The sequence below is a fragment of the Arthrobacter sp. NicSoilB8 genome, from assembly GCF_019977355.1.
In the GTDB taxonomy this organism is placed as follows: Bacteria; Actinomycetota; Actinomycetes; order Actinomycetales; family Micrococcaceae; genus Arthrobacter.
On the sequence record NZ_AP024655.1, the window covers coordinates 4110051 to 4135746 of the forward strand.

At 68.8% G+C, this 25696-nt stretch carries 25 protein-coding genes and 1 tRNA gene; 13 read left to right on the plus strand and 13 right to left on the minus strand.

All coding sequences use genetic code 11. The annotated features are described in order from the left end of the window. The first annotated feature begins 288 nt into the window (after positions 1 to 288). From LDO15_RS18535 to LDO15_RS18545, 3 genes are all read left to right on the plus strand, one after another. Positions 289 to 2112, plus strand: coding sequence for an ABC transporter ATP-binding protein (locus tag LDO15_RS18535; RefSeq protein WP_223980957.1), 1824 nt, complete (start codon positions 289 to 291; stop codon positions 2110 to 2112). After that, a complete protein-coding gene (locus LDO15_RS18540; RefSeq protein ID WP_223980958.1) occupies positions 2109 to 3965 on the plus strand; it encodes an ABC transporter ATP-binding protein in 1857 nt (618 codons plus the stop codon). The genes LDO15_RS18535 and LDO15_RS18540 overlap by 4 nt, the downstream gene beginning before the upstream one ends. A 181-nt stretch (positions 3966 to 4146) precedes the next feature. Continuing rightward, positions 4147 to 4223, plus strand: a tRNA-Pro gene (locus LDO15_RS18545). Between the two features lie 249 nt (positions 4224 to 4472). Here LDO15_RS18545 and LDO15_RS18550 read toward each other — a convergent pair. After that, positions 4473 to 4691 (minus strand): hypothetical protein, encoded by a 219-nt coding sequence (locus LDO15_RS18550; protein ID WP_223980961.1) that lies wholly within the window; start codon positions 4689 to 4691, stop codon positions 4473 to 4475. A 130-nt stretch (positions 4692 to 4821) separates the two neighbouring features. On the opposite strand from LDO15_RS18550, the gene LDO15_RS18555 reads away from it, so the two are divergent. Then, positions 4822 to 6087, plus strand: coding sequence for a helix-turn-helix transcriptional regulator (locus LDO15_RS18555; RefSeq protein WP_223980963.1), 1266 nt, complete (start codon positions 4822 to 4824; stop codon positions 6085 to 6087). A gap of 71 nt (positions 6088 to 6158) precedes the next feature. Here the strand turns inward: LDO15_RS18555 and LDO15_RS18560 are convergent, their stop codons facing one another. Together LDO15_RS18560 and purD are read right to left on the minus strand one after the other, a co-directional pair. Further along, on the minus strand, positions 6159 to 7139 hold the full coding sequence (locus tag LDO15_RS18560; RefSeq protein ID WP_223980965.1) for a phosphoribosylaminoimidazolesuccinocarboxamide synthase: 981 nt from the start codon (positions 7137 to 7139) through the stop codon (positions 6159 to 6161). Positions 7140 to 7141: 2 nt separating this feature from the next. Beyond that, positions 7142 to 8452 (minus strand): phosphoribosylamine--glycine ligase, encoded by a 1311-nt coding sequence (purD, locus tag LDO15_RS18565; protein WP_223987542.1) that lies wholly within the window; start codon positions 8450 to 8452, stop codon positions 7142 to 7144. 589 nt (positions 8453 to 9041) lie between these two features. Here purD and LDO15_RS18570 point away from each other — a divergent pair. From LDO15_RS18570 to LDO15_RS18580, 3 genes are all read left to right on the plus strand, one after another. Then, entirely contained in the window at positions 9042 to 10631 is a 1590-nt protein-coding gene (locus tag LDO15_RS18570) for a molybdopterin-dependent oxidoreductase (protein ID WP_223980967.1), read from the plus strand. 36 nt (positions 10632 to 10667) lie between these two features. Then, a complete protein-coding gene (locus LDO15_RS18575; RefSeq protein ID WP_223980969.1) occupies positions 10668 to 11684 on the plus strand; it encodes an asparaginase in 1017 nt (338 codons plus the stop codon). A gap of 121 nt (positions 11685 to 11805) precedes the next feature. Beyond that, positions 11806 to 12270, plus strand: coding sequence for a sterol carrier family protein (locus LDO15_RS18580; protein ID WP_223980971.1), 465 nt, complete (start codon positions 11806 to 11808; stop codon positions 12268 to 12270). A gap of 57 nt (positions 12271 to 12327) precedes the next feature. On the opposite strand, the gene LDO15_RS18585 is transcribed toward LDO15_RS18580, so the two are convergent. The 4 genes from LDO15_RS18585 to LDO15_RS18600 form a co-directional block, all read right to left on the minus strand. After that, positions 12328 to 13089, minus strand: coding sequence for an SDR family oxidoreductase (locus LDO15_RS18585; protein ID WP_223980973.1), 762 nt, complete (start codon positions 13087 to 13089; stop codon positions 12328 to 12330). Between the two features lie 165 nt (positions 13090 to 13254). Next, complete coding sequence (locus tag LDO15_RS18590) at positions 13255 to 13572, minus strand: cbb3-type cytochrome c oxidase subunit I (RefSeq protein WP_223980975.1); 318 nt, start codon at positions 13570 to 13572, stop codon at positions 13255 to 13257. A gap of 98 nt (positions 13573 to 13670) precedes the next feature. Beyond that, the gene (locus LDO15_RS18595; RefSeq protein WP_223980977.1) at positions 13671 to 13979 is read right to left on the minus strand and encodes a hypothetical protein; all 309 of its coding nucleotides are present in this window, start codon (positions 13977 to 13979) and stop codon (positions 13671 to 13673) included. Positions 13980 to 14057: 78 nt separating this feature from the next. Then, a complete protein-coding gene (locus LDO15_RS18600; protein ID WP_223980979.1) occupies positions 14058 to 15911 on the minus strand; it encodes a glycoside hydrolase family 15 protein in 1854 nt (617 codons plus the stop codon). A gap of 96 nt (positions 15912 to 16007) precedes the next feature. Between LDO15_RS18600 and LDO15_RS18605 the strand changes: the two genes are divergently transcribed. The 3 genes from LDO15_RS18605 to LDO15_RS18615 all read left to right on the plus strand — a co-directional run bounded on the left by LDO15_RS18605 (position 16008) and on the right by LDO15_RS18615 (position 18933). Next, the gene (locus LDO15_RS18605) at positions 16008 to 16889 is read left to right on the plus strand and encodes an aldo/keto reductase (RefSeq protein WP_223980982.1); all 882 of its coding nucleotides are present in this window, start codon (positions 16008 to 16010) and stop codon (positions 16887 to 16889) included. A gap of 81 nt (positions 16890 to 16970) precedes the next feature. Then, positions 16971 to 17729, plus strand: coding sequence for a DUF72 domain-containing protein (locus LDO15_RS18610; protein ID WP_223980985.1), 759 nt, complete (start codon positions 16971 to 16973; stop codon positions 17727 to 17729). A 136-nt stretch (positions 17730 to 17865) separates the two neighbouring features. Further along, positions 17866 to 18933: a phosphatase domain-containing protein gene (locus LDO15_RS18615; protein WP_223980988.1), complete on the plus strand. Its 1068-nt coding sequence runs from the start codon at positions 17866 to 17868 to the stop codon at positions 18931 to 18933. A 37-nt stretch (positions 18934 to 18970) separates the two neighbouring features. On the opposite strand, the gene LDO15_RS18620 is transcribed toward LDO15_RS18615, so the two are convergent. Then, a complete protein-coding gene (locus LDO15_RS18620) occupies positions 18971 to 20530 on the minus strand; it encodes a GH1 family beta-glucosidase (RefSeq protein ID WP_223980991.1) in 1560 nt (519 codons plus the stop codon). Positions 20531 to 20651: 121 nt separating this feature from the next. On the opposite strand from LDO15_RS18620, the gene LDO15_RS18625 reads away from it, so the two are divergent. Then, positions 20652 to 21200, plus strand: a complete 549-nt coding sequence (locus LDO15_RS18625) for a TspO/MBR family protein (RefSeq protein ID WP_223980994.1) — start codon at positions 20652 to 20654, stop codon at positions 21198 to 21200. A gap of 42 nt (positions 21201 to 21242) precedes the next feature. Here the strand turns inward: LDO15_RS18625 and LDO15_RS18630 are convergent, their stop codons facing one another. From LDO15_RS18630 to LDO15_RS18640, 3 genes are all read right to left on the minus strand, one after another. Beyond that, positions 21243 to 21632 (minus strand): hypothetical protein, encoded by a 390-nt coding sequence (locus LDO15_RS18630; RefSeq protein ID WP_223980998.1) that lies wholly within the window; start codon positions 21630 to 21632, stop codon positions 21243 to 21245. An 80-nt stretch (positions 21633 to 21712) separates the two neighbouring features. Further along, positions 21713 to 22234: a DnaJ domain-containing protein gene (locus LDO15_RS18635; protein WP_223981001.1), complete on the minus strand. Its 522-nt coding sequence runs from the start codon at positions 22232 to 22234 to the stop codon at positions 21713 to 21715. 66 nt (positions 22235 to 22300) lie between these two features. Continuing rightward, positions 22301 to 22729 carry an Hsp20/alpha crystallin family protein gene (locus LDO15_RS18640; protein ID WP_276572932.1) on the minus strand — a complete coding sequence of 143 codons (429 nt, stop codon included), beginning with the start codon at positions 22727 to 22729 and terminating at the stop codon, positions 22301 to 22303. A gap of 137 nt (positions 22730 to 22866) precedes the next feature. Between LDO15_RS18640 and LDO15_RS18645 the strand changes: the two genes are divergently transcribed. After that, positions 22867 to 23154 (plus strand): MerR family transcriptional regulator, encoded by a 288-nt coding sequence (locus LDO15_RS18645; RefSeq protein WP_223981005.1) that lies wholly within the window; start codon positions 22867 to 22869, stop codon positions 23152 to 23154. Positions 23155 to 23178: 24 nt separating this feature from the next. On the opposite strand, the gene LDO15_RS18650 is transcribed toward LDO15_RS18645, so the two are convergent. Further along, positions 23179 to 23961 (minus strand): phosphatase PAP2 family protein, encoded by a 783-nt coding sequence (locus LDO15_RS18650; protein WP_223981008.1) that lies wholly within the window; start codon positions 23959 to 23961, stop codon positions 23179 to 23181. A gap of 371 nt (positions 23962 to 24332) precedes the next feature. Here LDO15_RS18650 and LDO15_RS18655 point away from each other — a divergent pair, with 371 nt between their 5' ends. Beyond that, entirely contained in the window at positions 24333 to 24542 is a 210-nt protein-coding gene (locus LDO15_RS18655; RefSeq protein ID WP_223981011.1) for a hypothetical protein, read from the plus strand. A 118-nt stretch (positions 24543 to 24660) separates the two neighbouring features. Here the strand turns inward: LDO15_RS18655 and LDO15_RS18660 are convergent, their stop codons facing one another. Continuing rightward, positions 24661 to 25692, minus strand: coding sequence for an aldo/keto reductase (locus LDO15_RS18660; RefSeq protein ID WP_223981014.1), 1032 nt, complete (start codon positions 25690 to 25692; stop codon positions 24661 to 24663). Positions 25693 to 25696: the final 4 nt, after the last annotated feature.

Consider the following 25696-nt stretch of genomic DNA (forward strand, 5'->3'; position numbering starts at 1 on the left):
GTGACCATGCCCTCCCCTGACCGCGGGCACTGGACACATGGGCATCATGCCCACCGCACAAGGCCAAGACTGGACATGTCCCACCGGAAATGGCGCCAGGGACTGGACATGTCCCGCGGAGGCGGCGGGACGGGCGGGCCCGGGCTCCATTGCGGATTGCAATGACTGGGAGAGATCATGGGACCGACCACTGGCGTGTGAATCCGGTCACTCCATGGCCTAGGGTAGTTGCTACAGGAAACTACATTCAACGGTGCTATCTACGCACGGGCGTCCTAAGAAGCAGGCATGGCCAAGCAGAGTTCATTCTTCACCTCCATCAGCCGTCTCTATCCGCACGTCAGGCCCATCCTGCCCCGGCTGGTCATGGGCCTGCTCTGCGCGCTGCTGGCAAGCGTGGTGGCGCTGGCCATCCCCCAGGTGCTGCGCGTCCTGGTCAACGAATCCCTCAAACCCGGGGGCAGCACGGACGCGGTCTGGACCGCCTCGCTCATCATCCTGGGCCTGGGCATCGCCGAGGCCGGACTCGTGGCCCTGCGCCGCCAGTTCGTCATCAATCCGGCCACCACCGTGGAGACCCGGATGCGGGTCTCCCTCTACGGGCACCTTCAGGACCTCACGGTCTCCTTCCATGACCGCTGGGGCTCCGGCCAGCTGCTCTCCCGCGCCATGACGGACCTGAACTTCCTGCGCCGCTGGATGGCGTTCGGCGCGATCATGCTGGTGGTCACCACGCTCACCGTGGTGATCGGCGTCGTCGTGATGTTCTCCATGAGCTGGCAGCTGGCGCTGATCTTCCTGGCCGCCGCCGTGCCGATCATGATCTACGGCTTCCGCTTCCGCACCTGGTTCAGCAAGGTGGCCCGCCGCAGCCAGGACCAGGCCGGGGACCTCGCCACGACGGTGGAGGAATCCGTCCACGGCATCCGCGTCCTGAAGGCGTACGGCCGCAGCCGCGAGGCGCTGGAGAACTTCAACGAACAGGCCGAGGAACTCCGGCAGACCGAGATCGCCAAGGCCAAGCACCTGGCGACCTTCAGCCTCGTGGTGACGCTCCTGCCCGAGCTCGCCCTCGGCGCCGGGCTCGTCGTCGGCGTCGTGCTGGCCTCCACGGACCAGCTCTCCATCGGATCCCTCGTGGCCTTTTTCGCCACCGCCGCGGTGGTTGCCGCGCCGGTCGAATTCTGCGGCATGCTGCTGGCGATGGCCCTCACCGCCAAGTCCGCGGTGGACCGGCACTTCGAGGTCATGGACGCGAAGAACACGATCACCAGCCCGGACCAGCCGCGCCGGCCGGCCGATCTCACGGGCGCCCTGAGCTTCCGCAATGCCACGTTCGCGTTCGAGGACGCCCCGGACAAGCCGATTCTCAAAAACATCAGCCTGGACATCCGGCCCGGCGAAACCATGGCCCTCGTGGGCATCACGGGCAGCGGCAAGAGCGCCCTGCTCCAGCTGGTCCCCCGCCTCTACGACGTCACCGGCGGCTCCATCACCATCGACGGCGTGGATCTGCGCGAGTTCAGCGTGGAGGATCTGCGCACGGTGGTTGCCGTCGCGTTCGAGGACACCACCCTGTTCTCCAGTTCCGTCCGCGACAACGTCCTGCTCGGCGCGCCCGGCGCCGGGTCGGCGGAAGGCCGCGACGCGGCACTGGAGGAAGCCCTCGACGTCGCCCAGGCCCACTTCGCCTATTCCCTGCCGGACGGGGTGGACACCCTGATCGGCGAGGAGGGCCTCAGCCTGTCCGGCGGGCAGCGCCAGCGCATCGCCCTGGCCCGCGCCATCGCCGCCAAACCGGCGGTGCTGGTCCTGGACGACCCGCTGTCCGCCCTGGATGTGAACACCGAGGAACTGGTCGAGCGGCGGCTGCGCGAGGTCCTCGCGGACACCACCACACTGATCGTGGCCCACCGGCCCTCCACGGTGGCCCTGGCCGACCGGGTGGCCCTGCTCGAGGAGGGCCGGATCACCGCCGTGGGCACCCACGCCGAACTGCTCGCCAGGAACAGCCACTACCGTTACGTGATCGCCAGCCTGGACACGGAGCCACGGGACCTGGATTCAGAATTGTCCGCCCTCGAGGACCAGTCCGAGGAGATTTCCCGATGAGCAGCGCAACGTTCGGCACGGCCAACGAGGACAACGCCCACCTCAGCCGGAACGAAAGCAAGGCCGTCCGGCGGCGCTCCCTGGCCCTTCTGGGCTCCCTGATCCGCCCTGTCCGGGCCCGTTTCTGGCTGACGATCGGCGCCGTCGTCCTGTCCCAGGCCGCCCGGGTGGCCGGGCCGGCGCTGATCGCCTTCGGGATCGACCACGCCCTGCCGGCCCTGCGCGCCGGCAACAGCCTTCCGCTGGTGCTCACCGGCGTCGCGTACCTCGTTGCGGCTGCCGCCGCTGCCGGCCTGACCGCCCTGTATGTGACGTCGACGGCCCGGCTCAGCCAGGCGATGCTGCTGGACCTCCGTGTGCGGGTCTTCCGGCACACGCAGCGGCTGAGCCTGGAATTCCACGAAAGATACACCTCGGGGCGCATCATCGCCCGGCAGACCTCGGATCTGGAGGCTTTGCGCGAGCTCCTGGATTCCGGCGTGAGTTCACTGGCCTCGGGCATGCTGTTCATGGCGTTCACGGCCATCACGGTGTTCGTCCTGGACTGGCGCAGCGGGCTGCTGCTGCTGGCCGCCGGCGTGCCGATGTTCTTCCTGTCCCGCTGGTACCAGAAGCACTCGCAGATCGCCTTCCGCGAATCCCGGGTGGTCTCGGCCCGGCTGATCGTGCACTTCGTGGAGACCATGACCGGCATCCGCGCCGTGAAGACCTTCCGGAAGGAACCCGAGAATGCCGCGCGCTACGCCGAACTCTCCGAGGACTACCGCCGCGCGACCGTCCGCTCCATCAATCTCAACGGCATCTTCCAGCCGGGGCTGGTGCTGATCGGCAACGTGTGCGTCGCCGTGGTGCTCCTCACCGGCGGCTTCCGGGTCCTCAGCGGAGAGCTTGCGGTGGGCGTGCTCCTGGCCCTGATGCTGTCCACCAAGCGCTTCTTCCAGCCGGTGGACCAGATGGCGATGTTCTACAACTCCTTCCAAAGCGCCCAGGCAGCCCTGGAAAAGGTTTCGGGCCTGCTCGAGGAGATCCCCACGGTCCGGCCGCCCCGGTCACCGGTACCACTGCACGACGCGCAGGGCAGCATTGACTTCGACGGCGTCGAGTTCCGGTACGGCGACGGCCCGGTCATCATCCCGCGGCTGGACCTACACATCCCCGCCGGCCAGACGGTCGCGCTCGTCGGCCAGACCGGGGCCGGCAAGTCCACCCTCGCGAAGCTGATCGCCCGCTTCTACGACGTCTCCGCCGGATCCCTCACGCTCGACGGCGTGGACCTGCGCCAGCTCTCGACCGAGGACCTGCGCCGGAACGTCGTCATGGTCACCCAGGAGGCCTTCCTGTTCAGCGGCTCCGTGGCGGACAACATCGCCCTCGGCCGGCCCGAGGCCTCCCGTGAAGAGATCGAAGACGCGGCCCGGGCCGTGGGGGCGCACCCGTTCATCATGGAGCTCCCCGACGGCTACGACACCGACGTCAACAAGCGCGGCGGCCGCGTCTCCGCCGGGCAGCGGCAGCTGATCAGCTTCGCCCGGGCATTCCTGGCCCGCCCGGCCGTGCTGATCCTGGACGAGGCAACGTCCTCGCTGGACATCCCCTCGGAGCGCCTGGTCCAGCAGGGCCTCGCCGGGCTCCTGCGCGGCACGCGGGAGGCCGGCACGCGGGAGGCCGGCACGTCCGGCGCCGGGCGGACAGCGCTCATCATCGCCCACCGGCTCTCCACCGTGGAGACGGCGGACCGGGTCCTGGTGGTGCACGACGGACGCGTCGTCGAGGACGGCACGCCCGGACAGCTGATCGGCGACGGCGGCGCTTTCGCCCGCCTGCACGGCGCGTGGAAAGACTCGCTGGTCTGATCCGCGCCCGCTGATACCGGCCGGGGTCTGGCCGGATCCGGCTGGCGGCGGAGCCTGGCAGCCGGGCGGGGGACGGGCCCAGTCCCAAGCTCACGTCAGATTTCACGCCCGATTCGCACTCGATTTCGCATCCGGGCCCATGATCGGATACTCTTGTGAAGTTGCTTTTGAAGCAGCGGATCGGGATGTGGCGCAGCTTGGTAGCGCGCGTCGTTCGGGACGACGAGGTCGCAGGTTCAAATCCTGTCATCCCGACCAGAGATAAAAGAGGGCCCTCCACACGGAGGGTCCTCTTTTTCGTTTCCCGCGCTGCCGGCCCGCGCTCCCGGCCCGCCCGGCGTCGGACGTTGTCCGCGAACGATACGGCCCCGGAAGAAAATCTCCCGGGGCCGCATTAGATAATCGTGTCAGATAGTCGTGTTAGATAGTCGTATTGCACAGTCATGGTCGATATGCGTGACGCGGATGCCGGGACGGTGGTGCGCCGGACCTGTCACATCGAGGGTTTTACATCGGATCGGGCCAGTTGCCGACACTCAGCGGGTGGGACATGGGGTCGGGCCAGTTGCCCACCGCCTGGGCCGTGCGCATCGGATCCGGCCAGTTGCCGACAGCGGCAATATGTGAGACATCGGTAAGTGAAGCAGCGGACAGCACGGCCGGGGCCGCGGCGGAGAATGCCAGTGCGCCCGCCAAGACGGCGCCGGCTGCAATCTTCTTCAACATAGAGTTCCTCAATATGAGTCGGGGTCCTTAACCAAGTCAGCACTACCCTTGTTGACACACATTGTAAAATGGTTTCCACAGAGACTGTCAAGCATTTAGTACAAAGAATGTCCGGAATTAGGAGGTGTCCGTGGGGAACGGATTTGGGGAGAAGCTCCGCGCAGAACGGCTCGAACGGGGCCTGACGCAAGCGGAGCTGGGCCGTGACCTGTACTCCCCCAGCTACATTTCTCTGCTGGAAACCGGACGCCGCGAGCCCACTGCCGACGTGATCGAAGAGCTTGCCCGCCGGCTCGAACTGGCCCCCAAAGCGCTTGAGGCCTGGAGCCAGCCGGTGTCCGTCAGCGACGCCGAATATGTGCTCGCCGGACTGTACGCCCGGCAGGCGTGGGACCTCCGGGACTACCCCGTCGCCGCCACCCACGCAGCCGCCGCTGCCAAGATCGCCCTGGAGGCCAAGAACACCAGCGCGTGGTGGAACATGACCTATATGCAGGCCGAGTGCCTGATCAAGCAGGGCCTCTGGCAAGAGTGCAAGGACGTGGTGCAGAACCTGCTGGAGCACCCGATGGCCGCGGAATCGGCCGGGCTCGGCGTCCGGGCCGAGCAGATGCTCGCCGCGGCCTCGCAGGGCCAGGGTCAGCTGACTGCCGCCGTCGAGCATGCACAGGAAGCCGTGCGGCTCTGCGCCGGGCTGCCCAAGGGCTCCACCATGATCATCGGCGCCCTCCGGGCGCTCATCGGCGCCCTGGCCGAGAGCGGCCGGCTGGATGAGGCCTGGGAGTACTGCCAGGCTATGAACGAACAGATGGATGACCACTCCATGTCCCAGCTCGCCGGCGAGGTGGCCTGGGTGATCGGCAACGTGGCCTTCATGCGCCACGACTATGCCGAGGGGATCAAGTACCACGAGCGGGCCGGCCGCCTGCTCTCCCCGGCCAACGACATCGACCTGTGGGCCCGGTTCAACAAGGCCTCCGCCGCCGTCCGCCTGTCCTCGGGCATCGTCGAACCCGAGACCCTGTCCTCGATCGAGCGCGCCGAACTGGCCCTCTCGATTGTGGGCGGCAACAAGACCGACCAGCTGGAGGTTGCCTTCATCCGGGCCCGCTGGCTCTACCTCACGGGCGACATCGTGGCCGCCGTCCAGAAGCTGCGCGAGATCCATGCGGAGCGGCAGTCGCTGGCCCGGCACACGGCCGGCGAGGTCTCGCTGCTGCTGGGCAAGGCCCTCAAGGCTGCCGGGGAGTCCGCCGAGGCCCTGGTCTACCTCGAGGAAGCCCAGAAAGAGTTCAGCGCGGCCGGAGCCTCGGACCGGGTCCAGCAGGCGCTGGATGCCGTGCTCGAGATCCGGCTGGCCCAGCGGCGGGCCGAGGCCGCGTCCGCGGAAGCCTAGCCCCGCCGCGGGGCTTCCCGCCGCGGGGCTTCCCGCCGCGGGTTGGCCCCGCAGCGGTGCCCGCCGCGGCTCTAGACGAACGTCCGGCCGGTGAGCTTCTCGTAGGCCTCCACATAGCGGCTGCGCGTGCGCGCCACGACGTCGGCCGGAAGCGCCGGCGGCGGCACGTCCGAGGCCTTGTCCCAGCCGGATTCCGGCGAGGTCAGCCAGTCGCGCACATACTGCTTGTCGTACGACGGCTGGGCCCGCCCGGGCTCATACGTGGCCGCATCCCAGAAGCGTGAGGAGTCCGGGGTCAGTACCTCGTCGCCCAGGGTGATCACGCCGGTTGCCGCGTCGAGGCCGAACTCCACCTTGGTGTCGGCCAGGATGATGCCGCGGCCGCGCGCGATTCCCTCGGCCTTGGTGTAGATCTCCAGAGTGAGCTCGCGCAGCCTGGCCGCGACGTCCTCGCCGACGAGGCCGACGACGGCGTCGTAGGTGATGTTCTCGTCGTGCTCGCCCACCTCGGCCTTCGCCGACGGCGTGAAGATGGCTTCCTCGAGCCGAGACCCGTCAACCAGCCCGGCGGGCAGCGGGATGCTGCACACGGTGCCCGACTCGCGGTACTCCAGGAGCCCGGAGCCCGTGAGGTAGCCGCGGGCGATGCATTCGACCGGGAACATGGCCAGTTTCTTGCAGATCATTGCCCGGCCCTCGACAGCGCCGGGGACCCCGCCGTCGACCGTGGCCGCGAGGACGTGGTGCGCGACGCCGAGCTGCTCGAACCACCACAGGCTCAGCTGGGTCAGGATGCGCCCCTTGTCCGGGATCTCGCTGGCCAGCACGTGGTCGTAGGCGCTGATGCGGTCGCTGGCCACCACCAGGACGCAGTCCTGGCCGAAGCGTTCCGTGATGGCTGCGTCGGCGGGGACGTAGAGGTCGCGGACCTTGCCGGAGTAGACATGCTGCCAGCCCGGGAGGTCCTGCGTGGCGGTGTCCAGGCCGCCCTTGGGCGTGGTGTCGGGCGTGGTGTCGGGCTGCGCGGCGCCGGAGGCTGCGGGTTCGGTCATGATCATGCCTTCGCCTTTGACGCGGCCGGGTTTCCCGGAACCGTCACGTGGATTTGCCCGCGGGCAGCTTTGCGGCCGATGTCCGTGCGGAACTGGCTGCCGTCCAGCTGGACCAGTTCGACGCCGTCGTACGCCCGTTCCCGGGCCTCGACCAGATCGGTGCCCAGGGCCACGACGGCCAGGACGCGGCCGCCGGCGGAAACCACTCGGCCTTCGTCATCGAGCTTCGTGCCGGCGTGGATCACGTGGACGCCGTCCAGGGCGTCGACCTTCTTCAGGCCCCGGATGCGGTCGCCCGTCCGCGGGGTGCCGGGGTAGTTTTCTGCGGCCACGACGACGGCGACCGCGGTGTCCTTGGACCAGCGCAAAGGCTGGACCTTGTCCAGTTCGCCCTTCGCGGCGGCCATGAGCAGCCCGCCGAGGGGCGTCTTGAGCCGGGCGAGGACGGCCTGTGTTTCGGGATCGCCGAACCGGACGTTGAATTCAATGACGCGCGTGCCGCGCGAGGTCAGGGCGAGGCCGACGAACAGGACACCGACGAACGGCGTGCCGCGGTGGGCCATCTGGTTGACCGTGGGCTGGGCGACGCGGTCGATCACTTCCTGGACGAGGCCTTCGGGGGCCCATTCCAGCGGGGTGTAGGCGCCCATGCCGCCGGTGTTGGGGCCTTCGTCGTTGTCGAAAATGCGCTTGAAATCCTGTGCCGGGGACAGGGCCACGGTGTTGCGGCCGTCGCAGAGGACGAACACGGAAACCTCGGGGCCGTCCAGGAACTCCTCGATAACCACGGTGCCGCCGGCGTCGAAGCAGCTCTGGGCGTGCGCCAGCGCCTCGTCGCGGTTGGAGGTGACCACGACGCCCTTGCCGGCGGCGAGCCCGTCATCCTTGACGACGTAGGGGGCGCCGAAGGTGTCGAGGGCGTCGGCGGCTTCCTCGGCGTTGGAGGCAACGCGGGCCATGGCCGTCGGGACGCCGGCCTCGGCCATGACCTCCTTGGCGAAGGCCTTGGAGGCTTCCAGCTGGGCCGCGGCCTTGCTGGGCCCGAAGACCGGGATGCCGGCGGCGCGGACGGCGTCGGACACGCCCGCGGCGAGGGGCGCCTCCGGACCGACCACCACCAGGTCCACGGTGAGCTTCACGGCCAGCGCAGCGACGGCGTCGGGGTCGTTCGCGTCGATCGCATATGTGGGGACGAGCGCGCTGATGCCGGCGTTGCCCGGGGCCGCGTGGACCTCGGAAACGTTGGGGTCTGCAAGCAAGGATCGGACAATGGCGTGTTCGCGGCCGCCGGGGCCGATGACAAGTACCTTCACAGTCTCCAAGGGTACGTTGTGCACCCCGCAGGCTCCTAAGCTGTGTCGGCCGCTGGACATGCCCAACCCTGGGCCCGGACATGCCCTGCCCCCAGACAATCCGCCGGACATGCCCCGTCCTGGCCGCGGCCACTGGGCACAATGCCACCCTGCCCATTCGTCGAGACCAGGGCTGGACATGTCCCTTGGTGCCGCTGGACATGTCCATGCCAGGGCGCCAGGGCTGGGCATGTCCCTTGGTGCCGCTGGACATGGCCAGCCGCCAGCACCGGGTTCGCCGCCGAGTCCGCGGCTCGGCCGGCTGCTCCCGCCGGACATGCCCGCTCCTGGCCGCGGCCACTGGGCACAATGCCACCGTGCCCATTCGTCGAGACCAAGGCTGGGCATGTCCCTTGGTGCCGCTGGACATGTCCATGCCAGGGCGCCAGGGCTGGACATGTCCCGTGGTGCTCGGGAACATGCCCACGCCAGGGCGCCAGGGCTGGGCATGTCCCCCCGGGCCCGGGAGCATGTCCGGGCCTGGGGTGTGCCGGGGAGCATGTCCACTCGCTAGACAAATCCGCCGCACCCGCCGCTCCGAATGGTTTGTATGAACAAGCCCAGCATGAAGCCCAGCAAACGGTCCCGCGGCGCCACAGCACTGGCCGCGGTGGCCGGAGTGGCCGCCGCCGCCGTCGTCCTGTCCGTCGCGGAACTGATCGGCGCGTTCTTCACCGCGCGGGCAACGCCGCTGATTGCGCTGGGCTCCACGTTCATCGACTTCACGCCGCCGTGGATGAAGGACTTTGCCATTGCCACGTTCGGCACCAACGACAAGGCGGCGCTGTTCGTCGGCATGGGTGTCACGATCCTGCTCCTCGCGTGCGTGCTCGGCATCGTGGCCTACCGGCGGTGGGCGCTGGGCGTGGCCGGCGTGCTGCTCATGGGCGCCGTGATCGTCGGCAGCGTCGTGACGCGGGCCAGCGTGAAGCCAATCGATGCCGTTCCGTCCCTGATCGGCACCGTGGCCGGGCTCGTGGTCCTGCGGCTCCTGATCACCCGGCTGTGGCGGATGCAGGAATGGCCGGACCGTGCGGCGGACATCGCCGCCAAGGAACCCGAACGCCCGGCCACCACCCGGCGCGGGTTCTTCGCCGCCGCCGGCATCACCGCGGCCGCGTCGGCCATTGCTGCCACCGGCGGGCGGATGCTCAGCGCCGCCCGCAGCAACGTGGCCGCGGCCCGCGAATCACTGCAACTGCCCGCCCCCGCCCAGGCCGCCCCCGCGGTCCCGGCCGGTGTCCAGTCCAGGGCGCCCGGGGTGACACCGTGGCTGACTCCGAACAAGGACTTCTACCGGATCGACACGGCCCTCAGCGTGCCGGAGATCAATGCCCAGGACTGGGAACTGCGCATCCACGGCCTCGTGGAACAGGAGGTCCGGCTCACGTTCCAGGACCTGCTCGACGCCCGGCTGATCGAATCCCACGTCTCCCTGACCTGCGTGTCCAATCCGGTCGGCGGCAACCTTGCCGGCAACGCCAAGTGGCTGGGCATGCCCATCCGCGACGCCCTGAAGATGGCACGCCCCACGGCGGGCGCGGACATGGTGCTGTCCACGTCGGTTGACGGGTTCAGCGCCTCCACCCCCCTCGAGGTCCTCCAGGACGGCCGCGACGCGATGCTGGCGATCGGCATGAACGGCGAGGCCCTCCCGCTCGAACACGGCTACCCGGTGCGGATGGTGGTTCCAGGGCTGTACGGCTTCGTGTCCGCCACCAAGTGGGTAGTGGACCTGGAGGTGACCCGGTTCGCCGACAACAAGGCGTACTGGACCCAGCGCGGCTGGTCCGACCACGGCCCGATCAAGACGATGGCACGGGTGGAAGTGCCGAAGTCCTTCGCCAAGGTCCCGGCCGGAAGGGTCGCAATCGGCGGTACCGCGTGGGCCCAGACCCGCGGGATCACCAAGGTCGAGGTGCAAATCGACAGCGGCCCGTGGACCCAGGCCATACTCTCGGAAGAGGCCTCGCTCATCACGTGGCGGCAGTGGTCCCTCGACTGGGATGCCACGCCCGGCCCGCACTACATCAAGGTCCGTGCCACGGACGGCACCGGCGAGGTGCAGACGGACAAGCGGGCGGATCCGGTGCCGGACGGCGCCTCCGGCTGGCAGTCCGTGATGGTGACCGTGGAATAACCGGGGTATCCGCATCCGGCACCATAGACTTGCTGCATGGCTTTGAACCCGCATGCAACTTTCACAGTCGACTCCGCCGTCGAACTGGCAGTCATCGAACGCAGCGGCTTCGTGGAGTCCCGCCACATCGGCTCCGCCGTAGTGCTGGCCGCGGACGGAACCGTGGTGATCGAACTCGGCGATGTCACTGCCCCCATCTTTGCCCGGTCCACGCTCAAACCGCTGCAGGCCCTCGCCTCGATGCAGTCCGGCGTGCCCCTGCGCGGCGCCCAGGTGGCCATCGCGTGCGGCAGCCACATCGGGTCCCTCGACCACATGGATGTGGTGGAGGGCATGCTCAAGGCGGCCGGGGCCAAGGAAGACCAGCTACAGTGCCCGGCCGACTGGCCGCAGGACGAGACCGCCCGGAACTGGCTCGTCCAGACCGAGCGCGGCAAGTCCAGGCTTGCCTTCAACTGCTCGGGCAAGCACGCGGCGTTCCTCTGGGCCTGCACCGAGAACGGCTGGGACAAGAACAGCTACCTCGAGCCCAACCACCCGCTGCAGCAGCGCATCCGCTCCGTGATCGAGGAGTACTGCGGCGAACACATCACGCATCTGGGCATCGACGGCTGCGGCGCGCCGGTTGCGGCGGTCTCCCTGATCGGCCTGGCCCGGGCGTATTCGAAGCTGGCCAAAGCTCCGGGCGACAAGAACTCCAACGCGCGCGCCGCCACCATTGCCACGTCCATGCTGGACTACCCGTGGGCCGTCCAGGGCCGGGGACAGGCCAACACGATCGTCATGGACGAGCTCGGCATCCTGGCCAAGATCGGCGCAGAGGGCGTGCTGGTCATGGCCACCCGCCAGGGCGTCTCCGTTGCCATCAAGATGCTCGACGGCAACATCCGGGCCACCACGCTCGTCGGGCTGACGCTCCTGGCCGCCTCCGGCGCCGTCGAAATCCCCGAAGTGTCCAGCGTGCTGGACAAGGTGGTGGACCCCGTCCTGGGCGGGGGCCGCCCGGTCGGCAAGATCCGCCTGGGCCGGGCCGTCGCCGCGCTGCTGGACTAGGAACCCCGCTCCGGCCGCGCTCCGGGAACCGTATGCGGCCGCGGGACCTGAGCGCCGGTGGCATAGGCTGGAGTGAGGCCCCCGAGCGGCGGCCGTGACATCGCAGGCTGGAGGCAGGAAAGTGGCTGTATCGCGCCGTCGCATCCCCGTGGACGAGGGCCGCGCGGCGCTCGCCGCATGGCAGGACGCCGCCGCGTCTGCGCCGGGCACCCAAGAACCGGGCAGTCAAGCGCCGGGAACCCAAGAACCGGGCACTCAAGGACCGGGAGCCCACGTGCCGGGAGCCGCAGGAACCGGCGCCGTCCCGCGCGCCACGATCGCGACGGCGGTGCGCTACTCACTTGAGGAAGTCACCGCCCGGGCACCCGGCAACTCCGTGGAGGTGCGCGTCCCGCCGTTCGGCGTCACGCAGTGCGTGGAGGGCCCGCGGCACACGCGCGGCACTCCCCCGAACGTCATCGAATGCGACGCCGCGACGTGGCTGGCGATGGTCAGCGGGCAGTTGAGCTGGGCAGACGCCGTCGCGGCCGGCAAAGTTGCCGCCTCGGGGCTCCGCGCGGACCTGTCCGCCCTCCTGCCGTTGTAGGCGCACCTTTTCTTAGGGACACGGCCACCGCTTGGGCCCCGAGACACGGCAGGGGCGTCAGCCCCGGCCGAGGAACGGCATGCCTGCGGCCGTGACCACGAGGGATCCCACGTTGGCCGACGCCGGCATCCCGGCCATCAGCAGCACTGCCCGGGCGGCGTCCTGCACCGGGAAGGTCGGCTCGGCCTTGCGGCTGCCGTCGGCCTGGAGGGCACCGGAGCCTACGCCGATCTCGTCCATGAGGTCCGTGGCCGCGTTGCCGATGTCGATTTGTCCGCAGGTGATGCCGAACCCGCGCCCGTCGAGGTCGATGCTCTTGGTCAGACCCGTGATCGCGTGCTTGGTCACCGTGTAGGCGACGGTCCGCGGCCGTGGTGAATGCGCAGCGATCGAGCCGTTGTTGATGATCCGCCCGCCCTGGGGCGACTGGGCCTTCATGGCACGGACGGCAGCCGCGGCGCAGAGGAGGGAGCCGGTGAGGTTTACCGCCACAGTCGCGTCCCAGTCCGCCACCTCGATCTCGTCCACCGAGGCCGCGGGGCCGAACACGCCGGCGTTGTTGAACAGGACGTCCACCCGTTCCCACTGCTTCAGTGTTGCGGCGAAGAGCCGTTCGACGTCGGCCGGGACAGTGACATCGCACGGGACCGCGAGCGCCTGGCGGTGGCCGGCAGCGGTCTCCTGGAGCGCCTCTTCCCGCCGTCCCGCGAGCACCACCCGATAGCCATCGGCCAGCATGAGCCTGGCCACCGCACGGCCGATGCCGGAGCCTGCTCCCGTAACGACGGCGACCCTTCCGGGGGTGTGGTGCTGGCTCATGCGGTCCTCCTCGACGGTTGCACGGTTGCCCGGCCAGCGTACCGCCGGGATGGCATGTCGCGGCAATGTTTCGCGCGGACTGCCGCGAAATGCCACCTCGCGGGGGCGTGGGTCGGGCACGCATCGGGGGTCGGGCGGGGCGTACGCGGGCCGGGCGTGTGCCGGCTAGCCCGCGTCCTCGCGGCGGTTCCTGGCCTGGCGCCCCGTGCGGTAACCGGTCCAGAACGCCAACGTCAGCAGCCCCACACCGATCAGCGCGACTCCGGCCCACGCCTCGGCACCCATGAAGATCAGTCCGTGCAGGATGACCGGCGGCGAAGCCAGCGGGGCATAGGCGAACCAGCCGAAGTCCTCCGGCGGTACGGGCTGGGAGAGGAAGATCAGGCCGGCGAGCAGCATGGCCGCAGCAACGAGCGGCGCGGCCAGACGGCCCGGCTGCCGCTTCCGGGCACGGCCGGCGTCCCGATTCCCCCGCGGATCCATGGCCCTACTGTAACCGCCCGGTCCGGGCCTGTGGGGTATCACACGCGGCCGGCTAGTTCGCACGGCGACGGCCGCGCGGAGGATCGGTCGCGGGCATTTCAGTGGCGGGCGCGCGCCCGCTTCCCCGCAGCCAGCGAGCCGCCGGTTGCGGACAGTGAACGCCCCGCCCCGCTGAGGGGCCGCCTGATCACCCGGGGCGCCGAGCCGGGCGCGGCGGTCCGGGCATCGGCGCTGCCGTCCCTGATCAGGCCGGTTCCGGCGATCTCGCGCGCCTGCGCGACGCCGGCCACAGCTGCCTTCTTGGTGGCAAACGTGACGGATACCGCCATCAGTTTTCCTGCCCCGTCCATCATCCGAAGGCGGTAGCCGCCGTCGGGCGCGTCCACGAGCTCAAAATATCCCGCCATTGCACACTCCTTGTTCCCTGTATCCCCCTCCGGGATATTAGTAAGTGTACTTACTTGCCGCCAGAGAGGAAGCCCCGACTACGGGCGGGGTGTGGCGCCGTGCGCGGGGTGTCCTGCCCGCCGGAGGCGGTGCCCGCCCGTCCCCGCGGTCAGCGGGGTGTCGCTGCGGCGGACACCGTCCTCGTGCAGTTCCAGCGCGCTCATCACGAGGGCGAAGTGGCTGAACGCCTGCGGCGTGTTGCCCAGCTGCCGGCCGGCCTCGACGCCCCACTCCTCGCTCAGGAGTCCGACGTCGTTGCGCAGCGCCAGCAGGCGCTCGAACAGCTCCCGGGCCTCATGGCGGCGGCCGGCCCCGATCAGCGCTTCGACCAGCCAGAAGGAGCAGGCCAGGAACACCCCTTCCTCGCCGGGGAGCCCGTCATCGCTCTCCGCCGGCAGATAGCGGCGCAGGAACCCGTCATGCGTCAGCTCACGCTGGACAGCGTCGATCGTGCCGATGATGCGCGGATCATCCGGCGGCAGGAACCCCACCCGCGGCAGCAGCAGCAGGCTCGCGTCGAGCTCGGGCCGCCCGTAGGACTGCACGAAGGTGTTGCGTTCGGCGTCGAACCCGTTTGCCATGACCTCGGCGTGGATGGTGTCCCGCAGCTCCTCCCAACGGTCCGCCGGGCCGATCAGGCCGAAGTCCCGGACACCTTTAACCATGCGGTCCGCCGCCACCCATGCCATCACCTTGGAATGGGTGAAGTGGCGCTGCGGACCGCGCATTTCCCACAGCCCGTTGTCCGGCTGGCTCCAGGCCGTCTCGAGGTGCTCCATCAGGGCCACCTGGACGTCCCACGCATCGTCGGTGTGCTTCAGCAGGGAGTTCCGCGTCAGGGACAGGCAATCGAGGACCTCGCCCCAGACGTCGAGCTGCAACTGCCCGGCCGCGCCGTTCCCGGTCCGCACCGGAGCGGAATTCTCGTAGCCCTTGAGCCACGGCAGTTCGAGTTCCGGCAGCCGGCGTTCGCCGTGGAGTCCGTACATGATCTGCAGATCAGCCGGATCCCCGGCGACGGCGCGGAGCAGCCAGTCGCGCCACGCGCCGGCCTCTTCCGTGTAGCCCACGGCCAGCAGTGCCTGCAGTGTGAGGGTGGCGTCGCGGAGCCAGCAGAAGCGGTAGTCCCAGTTCCGGGTTCCGCCGATTTCCTCCGGCAGGGACGTCGTGACGGCGGCAACGATGCCGCCGGTGGGGGCGAAGGTCAGGGCCTTGAGGGTAATGAGCGAGCGCTGGACCGCGTCCCGGTACGGCCCGGTGACCTTGCACTTGGCCGACCAGGCGTGCCAGAACTCCTCGGTGGACGCCAGGACAGCTTCCGGGTCCACGGAGCGCGGCCGGGACAGATGGCTGGGGCTCCAGGTCAGCACGAACGGCATGCGGTCCCCGGCCGTGACGGTGAAGTCGCTGACGGTATGCATCCGCTCGCCGCGCAGGGGCGCCTCGGTCACGAGGTAGGCGGCGTCGGGCCCGGCGACCGCGTGGATCCCGTGCTCGTCGTGGCGGACCCAGGGCACAATATGGCCGTAGTCGAACCGCAGGGCCAGCTCGCTGCGCATCCGCACGGTGCCGCGGATGCCCACCACGATCCGCACGATATCCGCCACTTCGTCGCGGGGCGGCATGAAGTCGATGATCCTGACCTTGCCCTCGGGCATGTCCCACTCGGTTTCCAGGATCAGCGTCCCCTTGCGGTAGCGGCGCCGCGTGCATTCGCCGCCGCCGTCCGGCGCCAGCAGCCACCGGCCGGCTGCCGGGGTGTCGAGGAGGGCGTTGAAGCAGGCGGGCGAGTCAAAGCGGGGCAGGCACAGCCAGTCGATGGAACCTTCGGTGCTGATCAGGGCGGCGGTGTGCAGATCCCCGACCATTGCGTAATCCTCGATGCGTGCCATGACTCTTACAGTGCCACACCGGTCCTTCGTGTTCGAGGAGGGAGTGAGAAGTCGGTGTCAGGGCAGGGAGTCCGAGGAAGGGACTAAGATCCATCCATGCTGAAACGAAACTTCGGATCATCGTCACTGCAGGTCTCCGCCCTGGGCTTCGGCGCAGGCCATATCGGCTACGACGGCGTGACGGAGAGCCAGGCCCACGGGCTCCTGGACCGGGCCCTGGAGCTGGGAATCAACTTCATCGACACCGCCCGGGGCTACGGATTGTCCGAGGAACGCATCGGCAGTTGGCTCCCGGCCCGCCGCAGCGACGTCGTCCTGTCCACCAAGGTGGGCTACGGCGTCGAGGGTGCCGCCGACTGGAGCGCCGCAGCGGTGACGCGCGGAGTGCACGAGGCGCTGGCGAAGCTCGGCACGGACAGGATCGACGTCGTCTTCCTGCATTCCTGCCCGCTCGCGGTGCTGCAGCGGGGCGAGGCCGTGCAGGCCCTGCTGGCCTGCGTGGAGGCCGGCAAGGTCCGGGTACCGGGCTACAGCGGCGAGAATGAGGCGCTTGCCTGGGCCGCGTCCGCCGGCGTCTTCGGGGCCGTGCAGTCCTCCGTGAACCTGGCAGACCAGCGCTCCCTCCGGGAGGTGCTGCCGGTTGCGGCGCGGAACGGGCTGGGCGTGGTTGCCAAGCGCCCCCTGGCCAACGCGCCGTGGCGGCATGCGGACCGTCCCGCGGGGGTGTACGGCGAGACGTATTGGGACCGGCTCGGGGAGATGGGCCTGGAACCCGAGGCCGATGACTGGCCGGGCACGGCGCTGCGGTTCTCGGTGTTCAGCCCCGGCGTGTCCACGGCCATCGTGGGCACCTCGCAGCCGGCCAACCTGGAAACTGCGGCAGCCGCCGTCGCGCGCGGGCCGTTGCCCGACGCCGAGCGGCAGCGCTGGGAGGCGGCGTTTGCCGGGCACGCCGGCGAGTGGGCCGGCGAGGTCTAAGCCGGCCGGGGACGTCGAGGCGGGCGAAAGGGGGCGGCCATGGCCGGGGATACGGGCGCTGACCACACGGGCGCTGTGGACATGAGAACTGTGCACTTGGGAACTGTGCGGATCGGGACGTCGGGCTGGAGCTATGACCACTGGGAGGGGGTCCTCTACCCGCCGGGCCTGCCAACGCGGGAGAGGCTGGCGCACTACGCGGCCCGCTTCGACACCGTGGAGCTGAACGCCAGTTTCTACCGCTGGCCCAGGGAAGACACCTTCGCCGGGTGGCGCCGCCGCCTGCCCGAAGGCTTCACCATGTCCGTCAAGGCGCCGCGAGGCCTGACGCACGGCAAGAAGCTCTACGCCCCGGAGGTCTGGGCGGAGCGCATCAGGCGGTGCTGGCACGAACTCGGCGACAAGCGGGCCGTCCTGCTCGTCCAGCTGCCCCCGGACTTCGCGCGGGACGACGCCCGGCTGGACTACTTCCTGACCGCGCTGCCGGAGTGGGTCCGCGTCGCGGTGGAGTTCCGCCATCCGAGCTGGGATGACGCCGGCGTGTACGCCCTGCTGGAGCGGCACGGCGCGGCCTACTGCATCATGAGCGGCGCCGGGCTCCCGTGCGTCCTGCGCGCGACGGCGCCGTTCGTGTACGTCCGGCTGCACGGGCCGGACCACGACGTCCTGTACGCCGGTTCGTACGCGGACGACGACCTGCGCTGGTGGGCCGGGCGGATCAGCGAATGGCGGGCGGCCGGCAAGGACGTCTACGCGTATTTCAATAACGACGGCGGCGGCAACGCCGTGCGCAACGCCGCCACACTGCGACGGCTGCTGGGTGAGACCGTCCCCTGGTGAGCAGGCGTTCCTGGTCCCCCGCTGCCGGAAGCTCACTGGGGAGGCGGGAACACTGGGGCGGCACCCCTTCACCTTGGCTCCGTCACCTTCGGGCATCCGGCGCTGCGGGCATCCGGCTCTGTGAAAGAGTGGAGGCATGGAATTGGCGTCGCAACCAGCGCAGCAGCTGCCCGTGTCCGGCAACAGGGCGTTCCGGCTCGCCCACTGGGTGTCGGACACCGTCAACAGGCTTCGGCTCAAGTCGGCCCGGAGCTGGAAGTTCGTCCCACAGACGGTCGCTTATCAGGGCTACGGCTCGACGCAGTGGGTCCGGGTGCTGGGCCGCGTGGTCCTCACCAGCAAGCCCGTGCCCGGCAGCAAGGCGGAGCGGCTTGCCCTGAACGGCAACCAGAACATCCGCGGCTGGCGCGCCTTCACGAGTGTCCCGGTCCAGTACACCCCCGTGGAAATCCAGATTGGCGGCATCACCACGCGCGTGCATGCGGATCGCGGCGGCCTGGTGGACACCGTGGTTCCCGTGGAGTTGACGCCGGGCTGGCATACGGCTGTCCTGCGGGCCGACGACACGGACCCGGTCGAGACCAGGATTTTCGTGATCGCCCCCGACACCAGGCTGGGTGTCGTCTCGGACATTGACGACACCATCATGGTCACGGCCCTCCCCCGGCCTTTCCTCGCGCTGTGGAACACCTTCGTCCTGAACGAACGCGCCCGGATGGCGACGCCCGGCATGGCCGTCCTGATGGACCGCCTCAGGGTGGAACACCCTGATGCCCCGGTGATCTACTTGTCCACGGGACCGTGGAATGCGGCGCCCACCCTGGCCCGGTTCATCGCCCGGAACCTCTATCCCCCGGGAGCGCTGCTGCTCACTGACTGGGGCCTGACCCACGACCGCTGGTTCCGCAGCGGCCAGGAACACAAACGGCGGAACCTTGAGCTGCTCGCCCAGGAGTTCCCGAACATGCGCTGGCTGCTGTTCGGCGACAACGGCCAGCACGATGAGGAGATCTACTCCGGCTTCGCACAGGAACACCCTGACCGGGTGGCCGCGATCGGTATCCGGCAGCTCTCGGCCAGCGAGGCGGTCTTCGCCGGCGGCCACTCCGATACCGGAGACCACTCGGGATCATCCGTCCCCTGGATCTATGCGCCCGACGGCGCCGGCCTCGCCAAAGGCCTGCAGGACCTGGAACTGCTCTAAGCCGGACCTGTTCCGCGTTGAACGGGTTTCAGGCGCCTCAGCCCGCCGGGACGGGCGGTTCGACGTCGGCGGTTGCGTCCTGCCCGGCGGCGGCGGGCGCGACGGCGGAAGCGTCGACGGCGGGCGCCGCGACGGAAAGGTCAGCGGCATGCGCGGCGCCGCGGGCCGCGATCACCTCCTGGAGCCAGTAATAGGACGCCTTCGGCGTGCGGACCTGCGTGTCAAAGTCGACGTGCACCAGTCCGAACGGCTGCTTGTAGCCGGCGGACCACTCGAAGTTGTCCATGAGGGACCACACGTAGTAACCCCGCAGATCCACGGATTCGGCGGCGCCGCCGGGACGCGTGGCTTCCAGGGCCGTGCCGATATGGTCCGCCAGGTACCGCACCCGGCGTTCGTCCGGAATGATCCGCCGGCCCGCCGCGGCATCCTGCACCACGACATCCTCGAAGCTCGCCCCGCCCTCGGTGATGTAGACCGGCGGCAGGCCCGGGTAGCGATCGGCCATCTCGGCCAGGGCGACGGACATGTATTCGGGCTTGATCGGCCAGCCGTAGGCCGTGGTCTCGGTGTCCGGGAAGGACGCGATGTGGAACGGCGCACCGGGCGTCCCGCTGAGGTCGTCCCCCATGGCCTCGGCCATGCCGGGCGGCACGGCCCCCTCACCCGGGCCCGACCCGACGCGGGTGGGCATGTAGTAGTTCAGTCCGTAGAAGTCCAGGGGCTGGGAGATGAGCTCCATGTCCTCGCTGGTCGGGCTGAAGGAGGATGAAAAGAACGTGGCGGCCCGGATAACGTCGGGGTATTTGCCGAGCAGCACGGGGTCCGCGTAGAGCCGGTTCTGCGCCACATCCATGAGTCCGGCGCTGAGCTTGTCCAGCGGGTTGGCCGTGGCCGGGACCATCGGAGAGTAAACATTGGTGATGCCGATTTCGCCCCTCACCTGGGCGGCGCGCAACGCCTGGAGCGCCAGTCCGTGGCCCAGCAGCTGGTGGTGCACGCTGGGCAGGGCCTTGAGCATGAGTGATTCGCCGGGGGCATGCATGCCCAGGGCATAGCCGTTGGTGGTGACGGTGGCGGGCTCGTTCACCGTCACCCAGCGTGCCACGCGGTCTCCGAAGGCATCCGCGGCGATCGCGGCGAACTCCCCCAGCCGGTGGGCCGTGTCCCGGTTCATCCAGCCGCCCGCCTCATCCAGCGGCAATGGGGTGTCCCAGTGATAGAGGGTGACCATGGGGGAAATGCCGTTGGCGAGCAGCAGGTCGATCAGCCGGTCATAGAAGCCCAGTCCTGCCGGGTTCACCGGCCCGCTGCCGCCGGGCTGAATCCTGGACCAGGACAGCGAGAACCGGTACGAATCGATGCCCAGTTCCTTCATCAACGCCACGTCCCCGGGCATCCGGTGGTAGTGGTCGCAGGAGATGACCGGACTGTGGTTCTCCACGATCGAACCCGGCTTCGCGGCGAACACATCCCACCCGGACGGGCCGCGGCCGTCTTCATCGAGCGCACCCTCGATCTGAAAAGCCGACGTCGCCACGCCCAAGGTGAAGCCGGGCGGAAGCAGGGAAGCCAGATCAGTGGCGGAAGCTTTCATCGACGGGACCTCTGTGTAGTTTCGGCGGTTGTTGACTGATTTTAGGTCTCCCCCGGGCCGTGCGCCACGACCTCTGCAGTTTGACGGGCGCGGCGCCATTGACCAGTGTTGATCCGTGCATGTGAAAACTGAACAAGGCGTCGATCACGGTCTGTCGCCGGCGCGTCCCGGCCCCGGCCGGCAGGCAGCCGCTCTCCTCGGCTTCCTCGCGCTCTCCCACGGGGTGTCCTACGTGGCTTCGCTGGCCATCGTCTCCAACGCCGGCGGGTGGTACGCGGCGGCGGAGAAGGCTCCATGGACTCCGCCGGGTTGGGCCTTCGGATCGGTCTGGATGATGCTTTACACGGCCATGGCGGTGGCCGCGTGGCTGGTGTGGCGCCAGGGTTCAGGGTTTCTCTCCGGGCGCAGCCGGGGCGCCATGACCATGTACGGCATCCTGCTGTGCATGAACCTGGGCTGGGCGCCCCTGTTCTTCGGCATGTACCCGATGATCGGCACCGCCGCCCTCTGGCTGGCCCTGCTGGTTATCGCCGCCCACGCCGCGGCTGCGGCGGCCACGGTGGTCTTGTTCGGCCCGATCAGCCGGGCCGCGGGGCTGCTCATGCTGCCGTACGTCTCGTGGATTGTATTTTCCTGCAGCCTGAACGCGTACGCCGCGGCCAGGAACTGACCCCCGGAACGCACCGCCGGCCCCGCACCCGGTCCCGGCCGTTCAGAACACGGACGTCTCCGGCCCGAGAAGGAAGTCTTTGGCGTGCGCCACCGCCTTGCGGAAGGCGTCGTTGCGCAGGCCCACGAGCTGTTCCGCTTCGTCCGCCGTGGGCTCCAGATATTCGGTGAAGCCGGGCCTCAGCACCCAGATGTCACCCGCGGGCGGCAGGTAGAACACGCCAAAGGAACGGTGCTGGCTGTCGTCGGCGGTCCAGACCGGAACCACCGCCAGCGCCGCGCCGGTGTCAACGTTGATCCATTGCGCCCGGGGCAGCGGGGCCTCGTGTGCTTCTGGATCCAGGAAGGGTGCCGTTCCCTTGCCCCAGCGCTCCTCGAAGCGTTCGTGGAACACCGGCATCAGATGCGAATCGTAACGGCGCCATGCGCTCATGGGCGATCTCCTCCTCGGGGAGTGGGACTGGTGGGTGGGGCTGGTGAACGGGCAGATGAGTTGTGCGGATCCGGTCCGTGTCAGGGGCCTCCGCGTGGGTGCTTCCCCGGCCACGGTCCGGGTTCCCAGTGCACCGGGAGCACACGCAGGAGCGGATCCCGACGCCGGACGATCCGCACCGGAATGTCGCGGCCGCCGTCACCAGTTTGAACTGTGCCGGCATGGCCTGTGCCGGCATGGTCTGTGCCGGCATGGCCTGTGCCGGCATGGTCTGTGCCGGTCTGGACTGTGCTGGCATGACCCGCCGTGTGGCCGGCCCCGGCGTCGTAATCCGCCCGGGTCCTGGGGTCGCGCAGCACCGTGAAAGCGTCCAGAATCGCGCGCACGTCTCCATCGTCAACGCCGCCGTCGGGATGGCCCACGTCGGGATGGCCGCCGTCGGGATGGCCGACGTCGGGATGGCCGACGTCGGGATGGCCGACGTCGGGATGGCGCCGGCGCATCAGCGCCCGGAAGGCGCGGCCGATCTCCTGCCGGCTCGCCTCCGGGGAGACGTGCAACAACGCATAGTAGCCGCGGGGATCAGGGTTCCTGCCAGCCATTGCCGCTCTCCATTGCAGACGATCGGAGCCGGCGCCGTATTCCGTGCCCGGCGCCGGCTCCTGGGACTACTTGCCGATCTCCTGCATTTTGTCCTGCGACCTGGTGATTTCAATCTTCCGCGGTTTGGCCTGCTCCGCCACGGGGATGCGGAGCGTCAGGACACCGTCGGCGTAGTGCGCCTTGACCTTCTCCGTGTCCAGGGTGTCGCCGAGGATCAGCTGGCGGCTGAAGACGCCGCGGGGGCGCTCCGAAACCGTCAGCTCTACGTTGGGCTGCGTCGGATCGCGCCGCTCGGCCCGGACGGTCAGGACATTGCGTTCAATATCGAGCCCGATCGAGTCGACATCGACCCCCGGAAGGTCGAACGCGACGACGAACACGCCGTCCTCCTGCCACGCGTCCATGGGCATCGCCGCGGGGCGTGCCGCCGTCCCGAACACTTGCTGGGCAAGGCGGTCAAAGTCACGGAACGGGTCCGTACGGATTAACATCATTTCCCACTCCTTTAGCGCGAGTTGGCCTATGTTCCTTCACAACCCACCAAGGATTTCTATAGTGGTGGGTATAGATTTTTTATAGCACCGGTGAAACACTGATGCAAGGGAAAATTGCAGGAACGGGAGGGAAAATCATGGCGCAACGCAGCTCCGACGCGGGCGTGTACGCCATCTCCGTGGTGGCGCAGTTGGTGGGCACGGGACAACAGAACATCCGGCTCTACGAGCGGCGGGGGCTGCTCACCCCTGACCGGACCGCGGGCGGCACCCGGCAGTACAGCGACGCGGATCTCGCCGTACTGCGGCGGATCGGCGAACTCCTGGAGGAGGGCCTAAACCTGGCCGGAGTGGCCAAGGTGATCGAACTGGAGGCAGCCAACGCCCGGCTCCGCGCCGAACTCAAGCGGGCGCGCAGCCGCTGACGGTATTCAGCCCCGTGCCGGCGCTTAGTCCGTGCCGGCGTCGGCGGTGGACAGCGTGCCGGTGACCCGCTCGCCGGGAATCCGGGCCGTCCGCCAGGTGTCCAGCGCAATGACTCCGCCCAGAACCACGAGCGAGATCGAGAAGGCCCCCAGGGCGTCCGTCATCCAGTGGTAGCCCAGGTAGAGGCGGCTGATGCCGGCGAAGAAGATGCCGATTCCTGCCACAATGAAGGCGACAACGGCTGACACGGGGTTCTTCCGGCGCGAAAAGACCAGGAACGTGGTGACCAGCAGGAAATCGCAGGCGCCCAGTACGTGCCCGGACGGGAAGGAGAACGTGGTGTCGGTGCCGAAGAGCATCAGTTCCACCGGAGGGCGTTGGCGTTCCACGATCCGGCCAATGACCTGCGCCAGGATCACGCCGGTCAGCATGGCGCCGGCCAGGAGCATCGGCCGCCAGGCGTGCTTGGCGAGCACACCCCAGGTTACTGTCACGATAAGGACGATGATCGGCAGGCCGATGGGTCCGAAGACGATCGCAAGAATGATCATGATGGTGGTCGCCGGTTCCCCGCGCTGGGTCAGCAGCCACGACCGCACAGGCTCGTCCGCCGCCGAGATGCCGCCGTGCTGGAGCACACTGCTCAGGATCACCACGAACAGGACGACGCCGGCAATCATCAGGGCGACGGCGGTGCGGTAGAGATTCCGGCGCGCGGGCACGCTCATGTAGCGCTCCTCCACGACGAACTTCTCGTGGAAGGTCCGCCACCAGCCCTGCGGTTTACCTTTTTGGGCCTCTGCCATGTCGCCGTGCCGCCTTTGCGCCGTGTTGTGGATAGTCTTCGCTGAACATTATCCCGGTTCGCCGGACGGTCCTAGGCAGTGGACCCCGGCCGCCGCTCAGCCCGGCCTCAGGCGCGGATTCGGGCTCGTGTCCGGGCGGCGGCCCGCGCGGCGGCTTGGCCGGGAGTTCCCGCCAATCGTCTCGCCCGGCGGATGTCTAGGGCCAAAGGTCCCGCATCAAAAGTAATCGCAGGTCAGCGGCGGACAGCCCGCCGGCGTCGTCTTTCCGCGGCAAACCTGGGCCCTCAGGGGATTTGACGCCCCCATAAATATGACGTTATTGTTCCTGCAACTATTGGGGCCAAGAAAAGAACTCCACGAAAGACTGTGCTATGACCCAAGTTACCCAGACCATTGAGATCCAGGTCGACAGCCGCAAGGTCCTCGACGACCGCCTCAACGACGCCGTTCGCGGCCTCCAGCGGCTCGCCATGACCACGGGAACCCACGGTATCCTGCTGACGCGGCACAGGCCGGGCCACTACACGGCGGCCCTGTCCGACCAGGTGCCCTTCGGCATGACCCGCGAGCTCGTTCACTAGGCCGGGTTTCCCCGAATAACCACAACGCGGGGTCACATCCCGCCCATCCGCAACAGCTGGACGGGCGCGAAGTGACCCCGCGTTGGTTCGTTAACGGCCGGCTGGAAGGCCGGCGGGGCTAACGGCCGCCCTCGAGCTTCCGGCTGCGCTGCTCCTGGGCCACCGGCCCATACGGATAGACGCCGACGCGCGGCCGGCTGACCTCGGTCAGCCGCTCCGTCTCCTCCGCCGTGAGCCGGAGATCCGCGGCGGCGAGATTGTCCGCGAGCTGTCCGGCGGTCCGGGCGCCCAGGATTACCGAGGTGACCGCCGGCCGGTCCGCCAGCCAGGCCAGCGCGACCTGGGACGGGCTCACGCCGTGCCGCCCGGCGGTCGCCTCCACCTCGTCAATCACGTCCCAGGTGCGCGGATCGGCGTTCCGGGCCTCCCAGGCCTCCATCCCCCGTTTCGGGTTTTCGCCGAGCCTGGTGGCCCCTGCCGGCGGCTGGTCGCGCTTGTACTTGCCGGACAGCCATCCTCCGCCCAGCGGCGACCACGGCAGCAGCCCGATCCCGGCGTCAAGCGAGGCCGGAACGATCTCCGACTCGATCTCACGGACCAGCAGGCTGTACTGCGGCTGCAGCGTCACCGGCGCGCTCCAGCCATGGGCCTTCGCCACGTGGACGGCCTTGGTCAGCTGCCAGCCCAGGAAGTTGGAGAACCCGTAATACGCGATCTTGCCGCTGGAGACGGCGTCGTGCAGGAACCGGAGGGTCTCCTCGAGCGGAGTGATCGGATCCCACGCGTGCAGTTGGTACAGATCGATCTGCTCCACGCCCAGCCGGCGCAGTGAATCATCCAGGGCCCGGACCAGGTGCCGGCGGGAGGTGCCGACGTCGTTCGGGGCCCGGCCCATCGGGAAGCGGCCCTTGGTCGCCACGACGGCCCGGTCCCGGACCTCTGCCCGGTCGGCCAGCCAGCGGCCAATGATTTCCTCCGAGACCCCCGAGCTGTAGACATCCGCGGTGTCGATGAAGTTGCCGCCCGCGGCGAAGTAGTCATCCAGGATGGCGCGGGATTGCTCCTCGGTGGCCTCGGCGCCAAAGGTCATGGTGCCCAGTGCGTAGTTGGAGACAACGGCGCCGCTGTTGCCCAGGGTGCGGTATTGCATGGAA

What these genes read in the sequence shown, in the direction of transcription:
- LDO15_RS18630 (WP_223980998.1), bottom strand. Translation starts at nt 21,632, where the DNA reads ATGAGCGCATGGCGCCGTTACGATTCGCATCTGATGCCGGTGTTCCAC.
- LDO15_RS18650 (WP_223981008.1), bottom strand. Translation starts at nt 23,961, where the DNA reads ATGGCAGAGGCCCAAAAAGGTAAACCGCAGGGCTGGTGGCGGACCTTC.
- LDO15_RS18570 (WP_223980967.1), top strand. Translation starts at nt 9,042, where the DNA reads ATGAACAAGCCCAGCATGAAGCCCAGCAAACGGTCCCGCGGCGCCACA.
- LDO15_RS18560 (WP_223980965.1), bottom strand. Translation starts at nt 7,139, where the DNA reads ATGACCGAACCCGCAGCCTCCGGCGCCGCGCAGCCCGACACCACGCCC.
- LDO15_RS18595 (WP_223980977.1), bottom strand. Translation starts at nt 13,979, where the DNA reads ATGGCGGGATATTTTGAGCTCGTGGACGCGCCCGACGGCGGCTACCGC.
- LDO15_RS18590 (WP_223980975.1), bottom strand. Translation starts at nt 13,572, where the DNA reads ATGGATCCGCGGGGGAATCGGGACGCCGGCCGTGCCCGGAAGCGGCAG.
- LDO15_RS18535 (WP_223980957.1), top strand. Translation starts at nt 289, where the DNA reads ATGGCCAAGCAGAGTTCATTCTTCACCTCCATCAGCCGTCTCTATCCG.
- LDO15_RS18605 (WP_223980982.1), top strand. Translation starts at nt 16,008, where the DNA reads ATGCTGAAACGAAACTTCGGATCATCGTCACTGCAGGTCTCCGCCCTG.
- LDO15_RS18540 (WP_223980958.1), top strand. Translation starts at nt 2,109, where the DNA reads ATGAGCAGCGCAACGTTCGGCACGGCCAACGAGGACAACGCCCACCTC.
- LDO15_RS18640 (WP_276572932.1), bottom strand. Translation starts at nt 22,729, where the DNA reads ATGATGTTAATCCGTACGGACCCGTTCCGTGACTTTGACCGCCTTGCC.
- LDO15_RS18610 (WP_223980985.1), top strand. Translation starts at nt 16,971, where the DNA reads ATGAGAACTGTGCACTTGGGAACTGTGCGGATCGGGACGTCGGGCTGG.
- LDO15_RS18615 (WP_223980988.1), top strand. Translation starts at nt 17,866, where the DNA reads ATGGAATTGGCGTCGCAACCAGCGCAGCAGCTGCCCGTGTCCGGCAAC.
- LDO15_RS18575 (WP_223980969.1), top strand. Translation starts at nt 10,668, where the DNA reads ATGGCTTTGAACCCGCATGCAACTTTCACAGTCGACTCCGCCGTCGAA.
- LDO15_RS18620 (WP_223980991.1), bottom strand. Translation starts at nt 20,530, where the DNA reads ATGAAAGCTTCCGCCACTGATCTGGCTTCCCTGCTTCCGCCCGGCTTC.
- LDO15_RS18600 (WP_223980979.1), bottom strand. Translation starts at nt 15,911, where the DNA reads ATGGCACGCATCGAGGATTACGCAATGGTCGGGGATCTGCACACCGCC.
- LDO15_RS18660 (WP_223981014.1), bottom strand. Translation starts at nt 25,692, where the DNA reads ATGCAATACCGCACCCTGGGCAACAGCGGCGCCGTTGTCTCCAACTAC.
- LDO15_RS18550 (WP_223980961.1), bottom strand. Translation starts at nt 4,691, where the DNA reads ATGTTGAAGAAGATTGCAGCCGGCGCCGTCTTGGCGGGCGCACTGGCA.
- LDO15_RS18635 (WP_223981001.1), bottom strand. Translation starts at nt 22,234, where the DNA reads ATGGCTGGCAGGAACCCTGATCCCCGCGGCTACTATGCGTTGTTGCAC.
- LDO15_RS18655 (WP_223981011.1), top strand. Translation starts at nt 24,333, where the DNA reads ATGACCCAAGTTACCCAGACCATTGAGATCCAGGTCGACAGCCGCAAG.
- LDO15_RS18645 (WP_223981005.1), top strand. Translation starts at nt 22,867, where the DNA reads ATGGCGCAACGCAGCTCCGACGCGGGCGTGTACGCCATCTCCGTGGTG.
- LDO15_RS18585 (WP_223980973.1), bottom strand. Translation starts at nt 13,089, where the DNA reads ATGAGCCAGCACCACACCCCCGGAAGGGTCGCCGTCGTTACGGGAGCA.